General features: G+C 72.0%; 11 protein-coding genes and 1 pseudogene. 5 read left to right on the plus strand and 7 right to left on the minus strand.

The genetic code is table 11. The features are described 5' to 3' along the window. From TR46_RS43540 to TR46_RS05090, 3 genes and pseudogenes are all read right to left on the minus strand, one after another. Nucleotides 1–969, minus strand: a pseudogene (locus tag TR46_RS43540) (cell division protein FtsK); the annotation flags it as partial. Between the two features lie 135 nt (nucleotides 970–1,104). Continuing rightward, nucleotides 1,105–1,842 carry a response regulator gene (locus TR46_RS05085; protein ID WP_042394046.1) on the minus strand — a complete coding sequence of 246 codons (738 nt, stop codon included), beginning with the start codon at nucleotides 1,840–1,842 and terminating at the stop codon, nucleotides 1,105–1,107. A 471-nt stretch (nucleotides 1,843–2,313) separates the two neighbouring features. Then, a complete protein-coding gene (locus TR46_RS05090; protein WP_084717911.1) occupies nucleotides 2,314–7,095 on the minus strand; it encodes a HAMP domain-containing protein in 4,782 nt (1,593 codons plus the stop codon). 282 nt (nucleotides 7,096–7,377) lie between these two features. On the opposite strand from TR46_RS05090, the gene TR46_RS05095 reads away from it, so the two are divergent. Continuing rightward, nucleotides 7,378–10,092, plus strand: a complete 2,715-nt coding sequence (locus TR46_RS05095; protein WP_042394050.1) for a SpoIIE family protein phosphatase — start codon at nucleotides 7,378–7,380, stop codon at nucleotides 10,090–10,092. 158 nt (nucleotides 10,093–10,250) lie between these two features. After that, nucleotides 10,251–12,764 carry a glycoside hydrolase family 5 protein gene (locus tag TR46_RS43595; protein WP_052432551.1) on the plus strand — a complete coding sequence of 838 codons (2,514 nt, stop codon included), beginning with the start codon at nucleotides 10,251–10,253 and terminating at the stop codon, nucleotides 12,762–12,764. Nucleotides 12,765–12,962: 198 nt separating this feature from the next. On the opposite strand, the gene TR46_RS05110 is transcribed toward TR46_RS43595, so the two are convergent. Together TR46_RS05110 and TR46_RS05115 are read right to left on the minus strand one after the other, a co-directional pair. After that, on the minus strand, nucleotides 12,963–13,802 hold the full coding sequence (locus tag TR46_RS05110; protein WP_052432552.1) for a phosphatase PAP2 family protein: 840 nt from the start codon (nucleotides 13,800–13,802) through the stop codon (nucleotides 12,963–12,965). 89 nt (nucleotides 13,803–13,891) lie between these two features. Beyond that, complete coding sequence (locus TR46_RS05115) at nucleotides 13,892–14,455, minus strand: XRE family transcriptional regulator (RefSeq protein WP_084717913.1); 564 nt, start codon at nucleotides 14,453–14,455, stop codon at nucleotides 13,892–13,894. A gap of 36 nt (nucleotides 14,456–14,491) precedes the next feature. Between TR46_RS05115 and TR46_RS05120 the strand changes: the two genes are divergently transcribed. Further along, the gene (locus tag TR46_RS05120) at nucleotides 14,492–15,712 is read left to right on the plus strand and encodes a benzoate/H(+) symporter BenE family transporter (protein ID WP_042394064.1); all 1,221 of its coding nucleotides are present in this window, start codon (nucleotides 14,492–14,494) and stop codon (nucleotides 15,710–15,712) included. A 24-nt stretch (nucleotides 15,713–15,736) separates the two neighbouring features. Here TR46_RS05120 and lpdA read toward each other — a convergent pair whose 3' ends face one another. Both lpdA and TR46_RS05130 read right to left on the minus strand, forming a co-directional pair. Next, nucleotides 15,737–17,143 carry a dihydrolipoyl dehydrogenase gene (lpdA, locus tag TR46_RS05125; protein ID WP_042394067.1) on the minus strand — a complete coding sequence of 469 codons (1,407 nt, stop codon included), beginning with the start codon at nucleotides 17,141–17,143 and terminating at the stop codon, nucleotides 15,737–15,739. A gap of 62 nt (nucleotides 17,144–17,205) precedes the next feature. Continuing rightward, nucleotides 17,206–17,601, minus strand: coding sequence for a DUF3224 domain-containing protein (locus TR46_RS05130; protein WP_042394069.1), 396 nt, complete (start codon nucleotides 17,599–17,601; stop codon nucleotides 17,206–17,208). A gap of 79 nt (nucleotides 17,602–17,680) precedes the next feature. Between TR46_RS05130 and TR46_RS05135 the strand changes: the two genes are divergently transcribed. Both TR46_RS05135 and TR46_RS05140 read left to right on the plus strand, forming a co-directional pair. Continuing rightward, nucleotides 17,681–18,259 carry a histidine phosphatase family protein gene (locus TR46_RS05135; RefSeq protein ID WP_042394072.1) on the plus strand — a complete coding sequence of 193 codons (579 nt, stop codon included), beginning with the start codon at nucleotides 17,681–17,683 and terminating at the stop codon, nucleotides 18,257–18,259. Between the two features lie 4 nt (nucleotides 18,260–18,263). Beyond that, nucleotides 18,264–19,109 carry a class I SAM-dependent methyltransferase gene (locus TR46_RS05140; RefSeq protein ID WP_042394075.1) on the plus strand — a complete coding sequence of 282 codons (846 nt, stop codon included), beginning with the start codon at nucleotides 18,264–18,266 and terminating at the stop codon, nucleotides 19,107–19,109. Nucleotides 19,110–19,268 lie beyond the last annotated feature (159 nt).

Below are 19,268 nucleotides of genomic sequence, written 5' to 3' on the forward strand. Positions count from 1 at the left end.
CTCCTGCTCCAGCCGCTCGCGCTTGGCCAGCAGCGCGGCGCGCTCGGCGGGCGTCCCGGGCTCGCCGTCGAACTCGCCGTCCCCGGGCCCGCCCTCGTAGTCGGTGACGAACCCCAGGCCGTCCAGGCCTCCGCCCTCGGACCGGTCGCCGGACTCCGGCGCGAGCGGCTCCACCAGCGACAGCCGTTCGGCCAGCAGCCGGAGCCGCTGCGGGATCTGGTTCACCGGTGTGGCGGTGACCACCAGCAGCCCGAAGAAGGCCACCAGCAGCAGCAGCGGTACGGCCAGGGCCGGTCCGGCCGCCGCCATCAGCGGGCGGGAGGCGGCCATGCCGATCAGTCCGCCGGCGTTCCTGATGTGCGAGGCCCCGGCGTCCATCCCGGGTGCGCCGCAGCCGATGTGGATCAGGCCGAGCACGCCCAGGCTGAGCGCGCCCAGACCGATGACGATGCGTCCGTTGGCCTCGGGCCGCTCCGGATGGCGCATCAGCCGGACCGCGATCCCGCCCAGCAGTATCGGCACCAGCACGGACAGCCGGCCGAAGGCGCCCTTGACGATATTGGTGACCGCGACGGCCAGCCAGCCCTGCGGGTCCGACCAGGAGCCGGCCGCGATCAGCAGCGCCAGCGCGATCAGCAGCAGCGCCAGCCCGTCCTTGCGGTGCGCCGGGTGCAGGCCCTTGGCGCCGTCGCCGACGCCGCGGGCCATCGCGCCCACGCCGTGCGCCATCCCCAGCCAGGTGCCGCGCACGGCCCGGTAGGGCAGCGGCTTCGGCGGGGCCGGGGGCTTGGCCGGGGCCGCGGCCTTCTTCGCCGGAGCGGACTTCCTGGCCGGTGCCGCCTTCTTCGCGGCCGGCTTCTTCGGGGCCGCCTGCTTCTGGGCCGCCTTCTTGGCAGGTCCGGCGGCAGCCTTCCGCGCCGCCCCCGCGCCTGGGGAACGCGAGCTGCTTCCGGACATGCGTGTGGCCATGCGGCTCAGGTTACCGGTGGTGGCTCCGGCGCAACATGTGCCGCGTCCGGTTGCCGGGACGTGTCGGAGGAGATGACGATCGGTCAGCCCGACCGCCGCTGAGAACGAAGGACGGACGGCCGGTACGGCGGGGCGTCAGCTCCCGGCGCTCGCAGGGGAACTGCCGCTCCCGGGAGTGCCCGGCTCCAGTGCGTCCAGCGCCCGGCGCAGCCCGGAGAGCTTGCGCTCCAGGTGCGTCGCGGTGGCGACCGCGGCCGGCTCCGCCGACTCGTCCAACTGCTTGGTCAGCGCCTCGGCCTGCTCCTCGACCGCGGCCAGCCGGGCCGAGAGCTCGGCCAGCAGACCGCTGCCCGGCGCGCTGCGCCGGACCGCCTCCGCGCCGGCGCCGCTCGCGGAGCCGCTGCCGTTGCCCGCACTGCCGTTGGCGGCGGGAGCGCCCCCGTCCAACTGCAGCCGCAGCAGCGCCGCCTGCTCCTTGAGCTGGCAGTTCTTCATGTAGAGCTCGACGAAGACGGAGACCTTGGCGCGCAGCACCCAGGGGTCGAACGGCTTGGAGATGTAGTCCACCGCGCCGGCCGCATAGCCCCTGAAGGTGTGGTGCGGGCCGTGGTTGATCGCGGTCAGGAAGATGATCGGGATGTCGCGGGTGCGCTCGCGCCGCTTGATGTGGGCGGCGGTCTCGAAACCGTCCATGCCCGGCATCTGGACGTCGAGCAGGATCACCGCGAAGTCGTCGGTGAGCAGCGCCTTCAGCGCTTCCTCCCCGGAGGACGCCCGGACCAGGGTCTGGTCCAGCGCCGAGAGGATGGCCTCCAGCGCCAGCAGGTTCTCCGGCCGGTCGTCGACCAGGAGGATCTTGGCCTTCTGCACCATGGCCCGCCCTCCTCGCCCCGGGGCCACCCCGGTGGACGTCTCGCGGCTTCTGGTGCCGCTGCCGTTCGTGCTCGTCACGGTCATGCTAGCCGCACCTCACTGCCCGCCACCCATGCCACCGTCAATCCGCGCCTCAGGAGTGTCCAGGTACGGTCCCTGGTGACCCAGCCGATACCTCTGGCAACGCGGAGTGACCCTAGCCGGTTCCCTTCCGGGACTGCCACCACCCCTACGAGTGGGGACAGGTCCGGCGCCAGAGTGTCCGAGGGGCGCCGAAGGCGCACCGACGCTGCGGTTCCCCTCATCTGCCCCGGGTTCCGGAACCGGAACCCGTCCGACGCACACCGGTCCAGGTCCGCAGACGGATAGCCCCGGCCGGGGCGGCGCCCTGGACGGATGCTCGCCGTCGCGAGCGCCCGCTGGACGCCGACCGCGGCCGGGGCCGCGCCGCCTCGAGGCGGCGCTCCGGGGTCACCGCCTGGAGCGCAGCCAGTGCTCCATGACGGCCAGCAGATGGTCGGTGTCCACCGGCTTGGTGACGTGGTCGGAGGCGCCGGCCGCCAGGCTCTTCTCCTTGTCGCCCTTCATCGCCTTGGCGGTGAGCGCGATGATCGGCAGCCCGGTGAACTGGGGCATCCGGCGGATCGCCGCGGTCGTGGCGTAGCCGTCCATCTCCGGCATCATGATGTCCATCAGCACCACCGCCACGTCCTCGTGCTGCTCCAGCACCTCGATGCCCTCGCGGCCGTTCTCCGCGTACAGCACGGTCAGGCCGTACTGCTCCAGCACGCTGGTGAGCGCGAAGACATTGCGGATGTCGTCGTCGACGATCAGCACCTTCTCGCCCTCGAAGTAGCCGCCGAACGGGCCGGACGCCAGGAAGCCGTCCAACTGCCCCGGCAGTTCCTCCTGCTGGTCCTCCGCCAGGTCGTCCTCCCGGCCCCCTGCCGCGTCCTCGGCCGCATCCCGGGCCGCATCCCGGGCCGGGTCCTGCGCCGGGTTCCGCTGCGGCTCGACCGGGGCCGGCCCCGGTCCGTTCCGGCGGCCGTACTGCCCGTTCGGTGCGGACAGCGACGCGGGGCGCGCGGACTCCGCCGCACCCCCCGGGCGCGGCAGCGCGGCCAGCGCCGCCGCCTCGCGCCGGCGCTCCTGGGCGGCCTCGCGGACCTCGTCGGCCCAGATCTGGGCCGGGCTGGTGCCGGGGGCCAGGTGGCGTCCCCAGACGTCGGAGGGATGCGCGTCCAACGCCCCGGGGGTGTCCTGGCCGGAGTCCAGCGGGAGGAACAGCGTGAAGGTGCTGCCGCGCTCCAACTCGCTCTCGGCCTGGATCTCACCGCCGAGCAGCCGGGCGATCTCGCGGCTGATGGACAGCCCGAGACCGGTGCCGCCGTACTTGCGGCTGGTGGTGCCGTCCGCCTGCTTGAAGGCCTCGAAGATCTCGCGCAGCTTGTTCTGCGGGATGCCGATGCCGGTGTCGGTCACCGAGAAGGCGATCAGCGGCTCCTCCGGGTCGCTGATGGCGCCGGACTCCAGCAGCTGCTCCTGGATGTGCTGGGGTACCGCGTGCTGCCCGTCGCCGCTGCCCGCCGACTGGATCAGCAGCTCGACCGCGCCCGAGTCGGTGAACTTCACCGCGTTGGACAGCAGGTTGCGCAGCACCTGCTGGAGCCGCTGCTCGTCGGTGTGCAGGGTCACCGGCAGCTCCGGCGAGACCCGCACCGCGAAGTCCAGGCCCTTGTCCGCGGTGAGCGGACGGAAGGTGGCCTCGACGTAGTCGACCAGCTGGACCAGGGCGATCCGGGCCGGGCGGACGTCCATCTTCCCGGCCTCGACCTTGGACAGGTCCAGGATGTCGTTGATCAGCTGGAGCAGGTCGGAACCGGCCCCGTGGATGGTCTCGGCGAACTCGACCTGCTTGGGACTGAGGTTGCCCTCGGCGTTGTCGGTGAGCAGTTTGGCCAGGATCAGCAGCGAGTTGAGCGGGGTGCGCAGCTCGTGCGACATATTGGCCAGGAACTCGGACTTGTAGCGCGAGGAGAGTGCGAGCTGCTCCGCGCGCTCCTCCAGTACCTGGCGCGCCTCCTCGATCTCCGAGTTCTTGATCTCGATGTCGCGGTTCTGGGTGGCGAGCAGCTCGGCCTTCTCCTCCAACTCCGCGTTGGAGCGCTGCAGCTCCTCCTGCCGGGCCTCCAACTCGGCCGACCGCATCGAGAGTTCGGCGGTGAGCCGCTGCGACTCCAGCAGCAGGCCCTCGGTCTTGGTGTTGACCGAGATGGTGTTGACGGTGACCCCGATCATCTCCGCGATCTGGTCCAGGAAGTCCAGGCTCACCTTGGTGAAGGCGTTGAACGAGGCCAGTTCGATGATGCCGAGCAGCCTGCCCTCGAACAGCACCGGCATCACGATGATGTTGACCGGCGCGGCCTCGCCGAGTCCCGAGGCGATCTTGAGGTAGCCGGGCGGCGCCGAGGTGAGCAGGATCGGCCGCTTCTCCACTGCCGCCTGGCCGATCAGCGACTCCCCCGGCTTGAAGGTGGTCGGCATGGCCCGGCGCTGGTAGCCGTAGGAGCCGATCAGACGCAGAATCAGGTCGCCGTCGTCCTCTTCCTCCGGGACCAGCTCCGGCGGCCTGCTGCCCGGCTGGGCCAGGAAGAACGCGCCGTGCTGGGCCGAGACCACCGGGGTGAGCTCGCTCATGATCAGTGAGGCGACCGCCTCCAGGTCGCGGCGGCCCTGCATCAGTCCGGAGATCCGGGCCAGGTTGGTCTTCAGCCAGTCCTGCTCCTGGTTGGTGCGGGTGGTCTCGCGCAGGTTGGCGATCATCTGGTTGATGTTGTCCTTGAGCTCGTCGAGCTCTCCGGACGCGTCCACGTCGATCCGCAGGCTGAGGTCGCCCCTGGTCACCGCGGTGGCGACCTGGGCGATGGCGCGCACCTGCCGGGTCAGGTTCCCGGCCAGCTCGTTCACCGACTCGGTGAGGTCCTGCCAGGTGCCGGCCACCCCGGGGACCCGGGCCTGGCCGCCCAGGCGGCCGTCGGTGCCGACCTCGCGGGCGACCCGGGTGACCTCGTCGGCGAACGCCGACAGCTGGTCGACCATGGTGTTGATGGTGGTCTTCAGCTCCAGGATCTCGCCGCGGGCGTCCACGTCGATCTTCTTGGACAGGTCGCCCTTGGCCACCGCGGTGGTCACCAGGGCGATGTTGCGGACCTGGCCGGTCAGGTTGCTGGCCATCTGGTTGACGTTGTCGGTCAGGTCCTTCCAGATGCCGGCCACCCCGGCCACCCGGGCCTGGCCGCCCAGGGTTCCGTCGGTGCCCACCTCGCGGGCCACCCGGGTCACCTCGTCGGCGAACGCCGACAGCTGGTCCACCATGGTGTTCATGGTGTCGGCCAGACCCGCCACCTCGCCCTGGGCCTCGATGGTGATCTTCTTGGACAGGTCGCCGCCGGCCACCGCCTTGGCCACCAGGGCGATGTTGCGGACCTGGCCGGTCAGGTTGCTGGCCATGTAGTTGACGTTGTCGGCCAGGTCGCTCCAGATCCCGGAGACGCCCTTGACCCTGGCCTGCCCGCCCAGGATGCCCTCGGTGCCCACCTCGCGGGCCACCCGGGTCACCTCGTCGGCGAAGACCGACAGCTGGTCGACCATGGTGTTGACGGTGGTGACCAGTTCGAGGATCTCGCCCCGGGCCGAGACGGTGATCTTCTTGGACAGGTCGCCCTTGGCCACCGCGGTGGTGACCTGGGCGATGTTGCGCACCTGCCCGGTCAGGTTGTTGGCCATGAAGTTGACGTTGTCGGTGAGGTCCTTCCAGGTCCCGGACACCCCGGGGACGGTGGCCTGGCCGCCCAGCGTCCCCTCGGTGCCCACCTCGCGGGCCACCCGGGTCACCTCGTCGGCGAACGCCGACAGCTGGTCCACCATGGTGTTCAGGGTGGTCTTCAGCTCCAGGATCTCGCCGCGGGCGTCGACCGTGATCTTCTGCGACAGGTCGCCCTTGGCCACCGCCGTGGCCACCTGGGCGATGTTGCGGACCTGGCCGGTCAGGTTCCCGGCCATGGAGTTGACGTTCTCGGTCAGGTCCCGCCAGACCCCGGCCGCGCCGGGGACCATCGCCTGGCCGCCCAGGATGCCGTCGGTGCCGACCTCGCGGGCCACCCTGGTCACCTGCTCGGCGAAGCCGGAGAGCTGGTCGACCATGGTGTTGATGGTGTTCTTCAACTCCATGATCTCGCCGCGGGCGTCGACCTCGATGGTCTGCGACAGGTCGCCGCGGGCCACCGCGGTGGTCACCTGGGCGATGTTGCGCACCTGCACGGTCAGGTTGGTGGCCATCAGGTTGACGTTGTCGGTCAGGTCCTTCCAGGTCCCGGCCACGCCGGGGACCGTGGCCTGACCGCCCAGCCGGCCCTCGGTGCCGACCTCGCGGGCCACCCTGGTGACCTCGGAGGCGAACGAGGACAGCTGGTCCACCATCGTGTTGACGGTGTTCTTCAACTCCAGCATCTCGCCCGCGACATGAACGGTGACCTTGTTGGACAGGTCGCCCTTGGCGACCGCGGTGGTGACCAGGGCGATGTCGCGCACCTGCGCGGTCAGCCGGCTGGCCATCATGTTCACCGAGTCGGTGAGGTCCTTCCAACTGCCGGACACCCCGCGGACCCGGGCCTGGCCGCCGAGCTTGCCCTCGGTGCCGACCTCGATGGCCACCCGGGTCACCTCGTCGGTGAACTCCGAGAGCGAGGCCACCAGTCCGTTGACGGTGCGCCCCACTTTGAGGAACTCGCCGCGCAGCGGATGGGTGCCGCCGTCGGGGCCGATGGCCCGCAGCTCCATCCGCTGGTCCAGGTCGCCCTCGGCGATCGAGCCGAGCACCCGTCCCACCTCGGCCATCGGCCGGGCCAGGTCGTCGATCAAGGCGTTGCAGTTGTCCACCGCCGCACCCCAGGCGCCCTCGCCCGCACCGGCCTCCAGCCGCTCGGACAGCCGGCCCTCGCGCCCGACCGCCCGCCGGACCCGGGCCAGTTCGCCGGTCAGGTGCTGGTTGCGCTCGGCGATCTCGTTGAAGACAGCGGCGACCTCCGCCATCACCGAGTCGCCGGGGACGGTCATCCTCCTGCGGAAGTTGCCGTCGCGCATGGCGGTCAGCGCGGCCAGCAGCTTGCGCAGGTCCGCCGCGTCGGCACCCCGGTTCCGGCGGCTCCTGCCGCCGCGGGCCGCTGCCGTTGCTGTAGCCCTGCCAGATTCCACCGGGGTCCCTCCAGAGTTGCCGACCGGCACCGTGCCACACCTCACATCCGCCGGGCCCGGTACGTTGTCCGGGGCAGGATGCGGGCGGAGGCACCTGTCCTGTACTGACAATCTAGCGACCATCGGGGGTTGCGTGAGGGGTGGCGCGGGGTATCGGCTTGCAGATCGGGCACGGACCGTCGGCTTCCCCAGGTGCACGGACTTGGCCAGAGCGAGCGGAAATAAAAGTAACCTTGCGGCCTGAGGGCCGTTGTCCCCAGCACAGAGCAGAGGAGTCACCTCGTGGTCACCGCGCGGGCAGCCGCCACGTTCGAGCCGGTAGGCCGCTCCGTGGCGTCCGCGCGCGGATTCGTCCGGGACACCCTGCAGGGGTGGGGGTTCTCCGAGGTCGTCGACGACGCGGTGGTGCTGGTCAGCGAACTGGTGACCAACGCGGTGGTGCATGCCGGGACGGCGGCCGAGGTGACCTGTCTGCGGGACGAGGCGGGCATCAGGATCGAGGTCGCCGACCGCTATCCCAAGCGCACCGTCCCGCTCTACGACGGCACCTACACCAATGGCGCGGGCGCCGCGGGCGAGGACCCGGCCTTCGAGATCGGCCCGGCCGAGTTGGAGCGCGAGGGAGGGCGCGGTCTGCTGCTGTGCGCCGCCCTGGCCACCCGCTGGGGGGTTGACTACACGCCGACTCGCAAGCGCGTCTGGTTCCGGCTCGACCTCCCGGCCCGGGCTGCGGGCACCCGCTTCGCCGGACCGCAGGTGCCGGACCGGCTGCTGCCCGCCACCGACTCCGCGGTGCTGGTCGCCGTGGTTCGGGTGGACCCCGAAGGCATAGTGACCGCCTGGAACCAGGATGCCGAGCGGCTGTTCGCACTGCCGGCGGCCGAGGCGCTGGGCAAGCCGCTCAGCGGTTTCGCCGCCTGGCCGCAGACCCCCGGCACCGGTCTGGGCCTGGAGGAGGCGCTGCGGCTGTCCCGCTGGGAGGGCAGCTACGGGGTGCGCTGCGGCGACGGCAGGACCATCCCGGTGTACGGCTCGCATCTGCGGGTCCGCGACAGCGAGGGCACCGCCTCCACCGTCTGCCTGCTGGTCCGCGACGTCGAGCGGGCGGTGCTGCAGTCCCCGTTCCGCGGCCAGCCGCTGGACGGCGTCGCCGGCGCCGCCCAGCAGGAGGCGGCCGGGGTGCCGACCTCCTTCGACGCCTTCATCGGCTCCCCCGCCCCGGACGACCTGGACGGACTGCTGCAGCGGACCGTCGAGCGGGCCAGGGACATGCTGGACGGCGACGCCGCCTACCTGCTGCTGGCGACCGACGACGAGACCGAGTTGGAGGTACGGGCCAGCTGCGGACTGCCGTCGGGGCGGCAGCGCTTCGCCCGGGTCCCGGTCGAGGCCGGCACCGGCCGCTACGGCTCGGCCCGGCTCCCTGCCGTCCACGACGACCTCACCGACCAGCCCGGCGCGGTGCCGCTGCTGACCGGCACCGGGCTGCGCTCGGTGGTGACCGTGCCGCTCAAGGTCGAGGGCCGGCTCACCGGTTCCCTGGGCGTCGCCGCACAGGCCACCGGGCAGTACCGCAACGAGGACGCGCTGCGGCTGCAGTTCGCAGCCGACCGGATCGCACTGGCGGTGGAGAGCGCCCGGCTGACCGAGCTGGAGCGGCTGCGCAGGGGCTCGCTGTCGTTCCTGGTGGAGGCCTCGGACCTGCTCGCCGGAACACTGGAACGGGACCAGACGCTGGCGCTGATGGCGCAGATGACCGTGCCGACACTGGCCGCCTGGTGCGCCGTCTACACCATCTCCGAGCAGTCGGCGCCCGAGCTGGCGTTCGTACTGCACGAGGACGAGGACCAGATCGACGGCCTGCGGGCGCTGCTGTCGCAGATCCCGCCGCCGGAACCGCTGCTGCACCCCTCCGGGGACCGGACCCCCGAACCCCCGCGGAGCCCGGTGCCCGGGGCCCGCAGCTGGCGCGCCCCGGCCGAGGCGGCCCACGACGCCGCGATGCGGGCCTCGCTGCGCAGCCTGGGCCGCGGCGGCACGACCCGGCCGACCCCCGGCTCGGGCCCGGCCACGGCGCTGGCGACGGCGGCCACCGTGAGCGGGGAGACCGTGGTGCTGCCGCTGGTGGCGCGGAACCGGGTGATCGGCATGCTGACCCTGGGCAAGGCCGCCGACGAGAAGTTCCGCCGCGAGATCCTGGAACTGGCCGAGGACCTCTCCCGCAGGGCCGCGCTGGCCCTGGACAACGCCAGGCTGTACTCGGAGCGCACCGCCATCAGCAGGGCGCTGCAGCGCAGCCTGCTGCCGCCGGACCTGCCGAAGATCCCCGGCGTCGAGGTCGAGGTGATCTACCGGGCCGCCGGCGAGGGAAACGAGGTCGGCGGCGACTTCTACGACGTCTTCACCATCCGCGAGGGCACCTACGGCTTCGCCATCGGCGACGTCTGCGGCACCGGTCCGGAGGCCGCCTCGGTCACCGGACTGGCCCGGCACTCGCTGCGGCTGCTCGCACGTGAGGGGATGGCGGCACCCGAGGTGCTGAAGCGGCTCAATGCGGCGATCCTCGACGAGGGTTCCCGCAGCCGCTTCCTGACGCTGCTGTACGGGGAGATGACGCCGCGTCAGGACGGCACGGTGGAGCTGAGGTCGGTGTGCGCGGGCCATCCGCTGCCGCTGCGGCTGAAGCAGGACGGGACGGTCGCCGCCGCAGCCGAGCCGCAGCCGCTGCTGGGCGTGATCGAGGACCTGGAACTGGTCGAGGAAACCTTCGTCCTTGATCCCGGCGATGTGCTGCTGTGCGTCACCGACGGCATCACCGAACGCCGCGAGGGATCGCGGATGCTGGGGGACGACGGTCTCGCCGAGGTGCTCTCCGGCTGCACCGGGCTGACCGCCGGCGCGGTGGCCTCCCGGGTGCTCCGGGCGGTGGAACGATTCGCTCCGGAGCCGGCCTCCGACGACATGGCGATCCTGGCACTGCGGGTGCCGGTGCCGTAGCCGCTGGTGCCATCGCCGCTGGTGCCATCGCCGCCGGTACCGCAGCGCGACCGGCCGTAGCAGGGCGTGACGGGGTTCAGCCGCGGCGTTCAGCCGCAGGTTGAGTGGGGTTTGTGTGACCCCTGGTGCCGGAGGGACCCCTTCCCTACGATCATGCGATGCCTCGACCCGACCGCCCCGCCGACCTCCTCACCGACCGCCCCGTCGCCTCCCGTGCCCGCCGGGCGACGGCCGGTCTCTGCGCCGCCCTGGCGCTGCTCGGGGTGTGCGCCGCCGAAGCGCTGCTGGACCCGACCGGGCTGCTGGCCCTGGTGCCGCGGGCCCAGGTGCAGACCGAACCGGTGCACCTGCACGGGTCCTGGTCGCTGACCGGTCTCGCGGTGTTCCTCCCGGTGGCCGCCGTGGTCACCGGATGGACGGCTGCGGTCACCGTCGGGGAGTGCGCCGGCCGCCGGCGGACCCTGCTGCGGGTCTGGGGGACGACCGCACTGGCCGTCGCGCTGGCCCGGGGTCTGCAGCTACTGGTCGAGGTACCGACCCGGGAGGGCGCCAGGGCAGCCCTGTGGGCCTCGGGACTGACGGCCGAACAGGCGCTGCTGGTGGGCTGGTTGCCCGGCCTGGCGGCGCTGCTCTTCGCCCGCCCCGGGACCAGGCTCACCGGCTTCGGCTGGCGCTGGTCGCTGACCGGCACCGCCCTGTCGCTCGCTCTGATCGGCCCGCTGGTGGGGCCGCTGCTCTGGGAGGGCTCCCCGACCGGGGCCTTCTACGGGGAGCGGCTGAGCCTGCGCTCGCTTCCGCTCGGCCCGGCCCGGTTCGCGGTGGAACTGGTGGTCGCCGCCGTGGTCGCGGCGGTCCTGCTGGTGCGCTCCTCCCGTGGGTTCGCCTATGCCCGGCCGACCCGGCTGCTGCTCGGGGGCTGGCTGGCGGCGATGGGCGGCGGGGCGGCGGCGGGAGCGGTCCAGACCGCGCTGGCGCTGCCGAGCGGCTGGCTGGTCGCACCGGAGCTCGCGGTACGGGTAGGTGCGGGGCTCTCGCTGGGCCTGGCCTTCGGCTGGGGTGTGCTGCCGACCCTGCTGCTGCTCAGCCGGGCCCTGGACGTGATGGCGCGTCGGCGCGTGGTGACGGTGCTGACCTCGGCGGTGGTGCTCGCCCTCGCCTCCTGGAGTCTGTCCGTGGTGACCCCGGCCGGTGCCGCCACCACACCGGTCCTCACCGCCGCCGCAGCCGCCACCGCAGGACAGCCGCTACCGGCGCTGACGGTCCGCCAGGCCACCGACTCGACCTCCGCTCAGATCGTGGACGCCGACGGACGGCAGGTCCTGCTGCGCGGCGTCGACGTCGACCAACTGGTCGACTACGCCCCCAACGCCTCGGGCAGGCCCACGGTGCAGCCGCTCACCGACGCCGACTTCGCCGCGATGGCGGCGATGGGCTTCGACGTGGTCCGGCTGAGCGTCTCCTGGTCGCTGCTGGAACCGCAGCGCGGCCAGTGGGACACCGGCTACCTGAAGCGCATCCAGCAGGCCGTGGCGATGGCCGCGGCGCACGGGATGTACACCGACATCGACATGCACCAGGACGCCTGGGGCCGCTCCCTCGCCGCCCCCGCGGGGTCGGCCTGCCCGCCCGGGAACGATCCGCTGCCGGCCTACGACGGCGCGCCGCAGTGGGCGACCGTCACGGACGGGGCCTCGCGCTGCCCGTCCTCGGGAGGCCCACTCACGAGGAGTTGGCGCAGCGGACGGGACACCGCCCCGGCCGTGGCCGCCGCCTTCACCTCCTTCTACCACGATGTCGACGGAATCCAGGGCGAGTTGGTGCGCACCTGGAGCCTGCTGGCCAAGACCTTCAAGGACGATCCGGCGGTGGCCGGGTACGGCCTGCTGAATGAGCCGGGCTTCGGCGACGACGTGCCGGTGACCTCGTCGGTGCTGCTCGGCGACTACTACCAGCGGGCGGTCCGGGAGATCCGCGCCCAGGAGTCGGACGGCGGCTTCCCGCACCTGGTGTTCATCGAGCCCAGCGTGCTCTGGTCGGGGCTCGGCTTCGACGCGGCCCCGCCGCAGGGGTTCTCCGACGACCCCTACCTGGTCTTCGCGCCGCACCTCTACAACGAGTCGACCACCATGGACCGGGGCACCGGGGTCACCCTGGTCTCGATCGAGCAGGGCTTCACCCTGGCCAGGCAGCAGGCCGACGCCTACGGCATGCCGCTGTGGATCGGCGAGTGGGGCTGGTTCGGCGCGGACGACTCCGCGAAGCAGGAGCGTTTCACCCGAGCCGCGGACACCCAACAGGTCGGCGACGCCGTCTGGGTGTGGAAGCAGGCCTGCGGCGATCCGCAGACCGGCCACGGGGCGGCGACGGCCGGCGACGTGGTCCGGGTGGACTGCGCCACCGGCAAGCAGTTGCCGGTGGCGGCGGACGTCGCAGCCGCCCTGGACCGCCCTTATCCGCGGTGCGCACCAGGCCGGTTGACACAGCTGCGGGTCGACGGCGGCAGCCTGCTGCTGGCCGGCAGCGGTCGCGGCACCCTCGACGTGTGGTTCCCCGGCAGCGCGCGGCCGACCGTGCGGCCCGTCGGGGTGAGCAGTGTCGGGATCACCAGGGCGAGCGGGGGCTGGCGGGTGACCGGGCGGACGGCCGGAAGCTACGCACTGACGGTGCGCTAGCAGGCTGACGCCCCCGTTGTCCGGCGGACGCGGGCAGCATGGCGCTCCTCGTCGGCGCCGTCACCCTCTTCGTCTCGGGCCTGCTGGAGCTCCGCGGCGGCAGCGCGGCCACCGGCAACCTCGGCGCCGGCCGGCGGCGCCTGGGGCCGGGTGTCGCTCCCGGTCCGCTGACATCGGGACGGACTGAGGTACCGACCGTCAGCCCACCGGCTCACTGACGGTAAGGGGGTCGGCCACCCTTCGGGGCGGTCGGCCCTCGCCGGTGTCCCGGCGGCGCCTGAACAGCCACTGCACCAGGTAGGAGAGCAGCAGCAGGGCCACCGCGGCGACGCCGTCCAACCAGAAGTGGTTCGCCGTCACCAGCACGACGGCCACGGTGAGCACCGGATGGACGACCACCAGCCAGCGCCAGCGGCTGGGGCTGATCCTGATCACGGCGACGGCGACCATGACGCACCAGGCCACATGCACCGAGGGCATCGCGGAGTAGGAGTCCGCCTGCAGGCCCGCCACCGTCTGCCCGTAGACCGACTGCCCGTACACCATCGCCGTGTCGACCATCCCGCCGCCGGGCAGCAGCCGCGGCGGCGCCACCGGTATCAGCTGGACCGCCAGCGAGGCGGCGGTGACCAGGATCAGCGTGGTCCGCACCCAGGGGTAGGACCCCCGGTGGCGCAGGAACACCCAGGCCAGCAGGGCCACCATGGCGCCGAAGTGCATGGTGGCGTAGTAGTAGTTGGCGCCCTGCACCAGCCAGTGGTGCGGAAGCACCCAGTGCTGCAGCGTGTACTCGTCGGGCAGGCCGAGACTCCGCTCGGTGCGCCAGATCCACTCGCCGCGGCCCACGGCGTCTTCCGTCCCCATGACGCTGAGCTGCCCGGCGAACTGCCAGAGCGCGAACAGACCGAGCACCGTCGCTGTCTCACGCAGCACCAGCCCAGCGCCGACCCGCCCGGAGCGGCGCGTCAGCACGGACGCCGCGTACACCGCGGCACCGACCGCCCCGGCGGACTGCCAGGACAGGGTGAGGTTCTGCATGGTGGGTGCCCTTTCCCCGTTGCTGCCTCACCGTAGCCGCCGCCACCGACAGTGCGCAGGTCGGGGTGGTCCGCGCGCGGGCTCCGGGCTCAGTCCGTCAGCGGGTGCCGGATCAGCAGACTCGCCTCGACCGGGACCCCGCCGACCGCGGCGTAGCCGTGCGGACCGTCGGACACCCAGCAGGCGTGCTCCCCCGCCGCCACCAGGCGGGGGGCCGCGACCGGCCCGACTCTCGCCGTCCCGGAGAACACGGTGAGGTACTCGACCACACCGGGTGCGTGGGCCGGCGAGACCTGCACCGCGCCGGGGCGGATCGTCAGCCGGTACAGCTCGGTGCTGACCGCGCCGTCGCGGAACACCTCCAGCAGCGTCGCGCTCACCGCCTCGCCCTCGACGGTGGGCGCCGCGTCCGGGGCGGAGAGCAGGGCCGCCAGCGGCACGGCCAACTGCCCGGCGATGGCATACAGCGTCTCAGCGGTCGGATTGCGCGACCCGGTCTCCAGTCCGGAGAGGGTGGCCTTGCCGATGCCGGCCCGACGGGCCAGCTCGGACAGGCTCAGCCCGCGCTCGGTCCGGAGCCGGCGGATGTGCAGCCCGGTCACCGCGGCGGTCTCCGCCGTCCACTGCTTCCCCTGCGCATCCCGCTCGATCATGGCGCCCAGTATCCCGGACCGGATATCGTTCCGTCTATGGAACGATGGGGAGCGGAACTGAACCGGTCACGGATCGAGGACCTGGGCCGACCGATGAGCGCGGGCCTGGTGACCGCCGTAGTGGGCTTCGCCAGCTCGTTCGTGGTGGTGCTGACCGGGTTGCGCAGCGTGGGCGCCGACCGGGACCAGGCCGAGTCCGGACTGCTGCTGCTCTGCCTGGCGATGGGCGCCCTGGCCGTCGTCCTGGGCCTGCGCTACCGACAGCCGCTGAGCTTCGCCTGGTCCACCCCCGGTGCCGCACTGCTGGTCAGCACGGGACACCAGGCGGGGGGCTATCCCGCCGCCGTCGGCGCCTTCATGGTCAGCGGGCTGCTGATCGCCCTCACCGGGCTCTGGTCCCCGCTGGGACGTCTGATCGCCGCGATACCGGGCCCGCTGGCGACCGCGCTGCTGGCCGGGGTGCTGCTGCCGCTGTGCCTCGCGCCGGTCCACGCGGCCGTCCAGCTGCCGGCCCTCGCGCTGCCGGTCATCGCCGTCTGGGCGCTGCTCAGCCGCTTCGCCCGGCGCTGGGCCACCCCGGGTGCGCTGGCTGTCGCCATCGCCGTGCTGGTGCTGCGTCCGGCCGGGCTGTCCGCGGCGGGGGCGGGACTGCTGCCGTCCGTCACCTTCACGGCGCCTGATTTCCGGCTCGGCGCTCTCGCCGGGATCGCACTGCCGCTGTACGTGATCACCATGGCCGCGCAGAACGTCCCGGGCCTGGCCGTGCTCACCCACTTCGGCTACCGACCGCCGTTCCGGACCGCCCTGGTCGGCAGCGGGCTGGCGACCGCGGCCGGGGCGGTGGGCGGCGCCTACATGGTGAACCTCGCCGCCATCACGGCCGCTCTGGCCGCCGGGCCCGACGCCCATCCGGACCGGGGACGCCGCTGGATCGCGTCGGTGACCGCAGGCACGCTCTACATGGCCCTCGGCCTCACCGCCGGACTGTCGGCGGCGCTGCTGGTCGCCGCGCCCCCGCTGCTGATCGAGGCGGTCGCGGGGCTCGCACTGCTAGGAACCCTCGGCTCCGCGCTGAGCGCGGCCGTCGCCGAGGAGAAGGGCCGCGAGGCGGCGGTGGTCACCTTCGTGGTCACCGCCTCCGGAATAACGGCCCTCGGCATCGGCTCACCGTTCTGGGGCCTGGCGGCCGGACTGGCCTTCCACGCGCTGGGGCTGGAGCGGCGGCTCGTCCCCCGCGCGAGCGAATCCCGCGAGTGACGAGCCGTAGCGGTCCATCCGGACTCACATATTGATCATGTGCCCCGCGAGACCGTGAATGGCCTCCTTGACCGCCTCGCCCAGGGTGGGGTGGGCGTGGACGTTGCGGGCGACCTCGTGCACCGTCAGGTCCCACTGCTGAGCCAGCGTCAGCTCCGGGAGCAGCTCGGTCACTTCGGGTCCGATCAGGTGAGCGCCCAGCAGTTCGCCGTACTTGCCGTCACTGATCACCTTGACGAAGCCGACCGGGTCGCCGAGGCCGTGCGCCTTACCATTGGCGGTGAAGGGGAACTTCACCACCTTGACGTCGTACCCCTGCTCACGCGCCTGCGCCTCGGTCCAGCCGAAGCTGGCGATCTGCGGCTGGCAGTAGGTCGCGCGGGGAACCATCACAAAGTCGATCTCCATGGTCTCCGCATCGGCGATGGTCTCGGCGGCGATCACGGCCATCGACTCGGCGGCGTGCGCCAGCATCAGCTTCGCGGTGACGTCGCCGATCGCGTAGATGTGCGGCACGTTGGTGCGTCCGCGTCCGTCGACGTCGATGGCGCCCCGCTCGGTCAGCCGGACGCCCGTGCTCTCCAGGCCGTAGCCGGTGACCCGCGGCGCGAATCCGATCGCCTGCAGGACCTTGTCCGCCTCCAGGACCTGCTGCTGTCCGTTCTTGCTGACGGTGACCCGCACCTTGGCCGCGGGGTCGCTGTCGTCGATCGACTCCACCCGGGTGGACGTCAGCACGTCGATGCCGAGCCGCCGGTAGCGCTTGGCCAGCTCGGCGGAGACCTCGGCGTCCTCCAGCGGGACCATCCGGTCGAGGAACTCGACGATGGTCACCTTCACGCCGTAGTTGTGCAGCACATAGGCGAACTCGACGCCGATGGCGCCGGCGCCCGCGATCACGATGCTCTCGGGGAGGGAGTCGGTGAGGATCTGCTCCTCGTAGGTCACCACCCGGTCGCTCAGCGACGTGCCGGGGAGCAGTCGGGTGGTCGCCCCGGCCGCGATGATGCAGTGGTCGAAGGTCACCGTCTCGGTGCCGCCGGCCCTCAGGGCCACCTCCAGGGTGTGCGCGTCGGTGAAGGTGCCGCGACCGTCGTACTCGGTGATGGCGTTCTTCTTCATCAGGTAGTGCACGCCGGCCACCCGGCCCTCGGCGACCTTGCGGCTGCGCAGATAGGCCTCGCGGTAGTCGAAGCTGACACTGCCCTCGACCTTGATCCCGAAGGTCTTCGCCTCCTGGGTGAAGATGTGCGCCAGCTCGGCGTTCCGCAGCAGCGCCTTGGAGGGGATGCAGCCGACATTGAGGCATACGCCTCCCCAGTACTTCTCCTCGATGACCGCCACCCGCAAGCCCAGCTGGGCCGAACGGACGGCAGCGGTGTAACCGCCGGGGCCGGCACCGAGAACCACGACGTCAAAGTGTGTACTCATGCCCCACAGCCTAGGCAGCCCCGGAGGAACAGAGACGGCATTCCGGGCAGGCGTGCCGACTCTCACACAGCGGCCCCCTCCGCCAGGTCGTACACCAGCGCGAACTCATGGCCCGGCAGGATCTCGGCGGTGCCGGACAGCCCCACCAGATCGCCGGTCCCCGAGCCCGGAAGGATCGTCAACGTCATCTCATTGTCGTCGCCGTTGGCCGTGGCCGAGTGCAGCAGGCAGAAGCTGCCCTTGAGCCCGTCGAACTCGACCTCGAGCCGCTCGACGGCGACATACGCCGAGACGTCCTCGCCGACGCCGAGCATCACCGCCTCCAGCGCACTGCTCCCGGAGAGCTCACCCGTGAACGTCTTGGCCGCCTGGGTACGCTGCAGTTGCGCCCCGTGCCAGTCCCCCGGCTCCCCCTCCCACCTGTCGATGGTGAACGCGCTGGTCACTCGCCTGGACATGGGTGCTCCGCTCCGGCCGACCTAAATGGCTACCCGGAACCCTAGTCCGAGGCCGCCCCGGCGACCGAGAGGATCGATCATGTCGCTGGAGATCGTCGTCGAGACGCACGCCACCAGCACGGACAACGAGGCCGGCATCGCAACCGGATGGCTCCCCGGCGAACTCTCCGCGACGGGCCGCCGCCAAGCCGCCGAACTCGGTTCCCGACACCGGGGCGGGACCGGCCTCACCGCCGTCCTCTCGTCCGACCTGCGCCGCGCGGTGCAGACAGCACAACTCGCCTTCCCTCACGGCACTCCACCGCTTCGACAGGACCCGCGCCTGCGCGAGTGCGACTACGGGCGACTCAACGGCGCCCCGGCCGCCGACATAGCCGCAGCACGGGTGCACCATCTCGACCTGCCGTTCCCCGGCGGCGGACAGAGCTACCGTCAGGTGCGGGACGCCACCCGAGCGCTGCTCCACGATCTGTGGGCGGAATGGGACCACGGTGCCAGGCTGTTGATCGTCACCCACTCCGCCAACCGCTGGGCCTTCGCATCCCTGCTCGGCGGAGCAGATCTCGCCGACCTGCTGCGAGATCCGCCGCCCTGGCAACCCGGCTGGAGATACGTCCTCAACAGACCGCCCGCCCTGGGCACACCCAAGATAACGTGATCGAATGACCGATCCCCACTCTGTGCGCGTCTTCTACAACCGGCTGGCGGCCGACTGCCACCTCCTCTACGGCGACTGGCAGGCGAGCGTGCAACGCCAGGGGACGGCGCTGGACCGGGTGCTGCGCGCGGAGCTGGGCGATCGTCAGGTGCACGTCTGGGACTGCGACTGCGGCATCGGCACCCAGGCGATCGGACTGGCTGCCGCCGGCCATGCGGTGGTCGGCACCGACCTCAGCCCGAACGCCGCAGCGAGAGCCGCCGCCGAAGCCCGCGCCCGCGGCCTGGCGCTGCCGACCGCAGCAGCGGACATGCGTCACCTTCCGGTGACGCCGGGCGCATTCGACGCCGTGGTCTGCGCGGACAACTCGCTGGCGCACCTACTCACCCGGGACGACGTCGCCTCAGCCCTGACCACCATGCGCACCGCACTGCGCCCCAACGGCCTGCTGCTCCTGAGCATGCGTGACTACGACGAGGTCCGCGCCCAGCGCCGCTCAGCGACCCAGCCCCAGATCACGCAGACCGACACAGGCCGCGTGATCAGCTTCCAGCTCTGGCACTGGCACGACGACGGGGAGCGTTACGACCTCGAACACTTCCAACTCCACCCAGGCGGCGGCCCGACAGCCGACGCCACCAACGCCAGCGGCTCGAACAGCGGCGACTCGAACACCGATGGCTGGACGGTCCGCACCCGCCGCACCACCTCCTGGGCCCTGACCCAGGCCCAGGTCACAGCGGCGGTCGCCGCCACCGGCTTCCACGACATCACCTGGCATTCACCGGAGGACAGCGGGTTCTTCCAGCCGCTGCTCGTGGCCCACGCGGGGGGTGCAGGTAGCGGGTGAGGGGGGACGGGCCGGGGTGGCCTCGCGGCCAACGGCGAGGAGCCTGGGGGGTGGAGTGCAGGAACGTTCCTGCTACCGCAGGGTGGCCGAGCGAGGTCGCCCAATGCGTGGAGGCCGCCTGCCCGGCAGGAACGTTTCTGCACCCGCAGAACGCGGCCG

The sequence above is a fragment of the Streptacidiphilus carbonis genome, assembly GCF_000787775.1.
Taxonomy (GTDB): domain Bacteria; phylum Actinomycetota; class Actinomycetes; order Streptomycetales; family Streptomycetaceae; genus Streptacidiphilus; species Streptacidiphilus carbonis.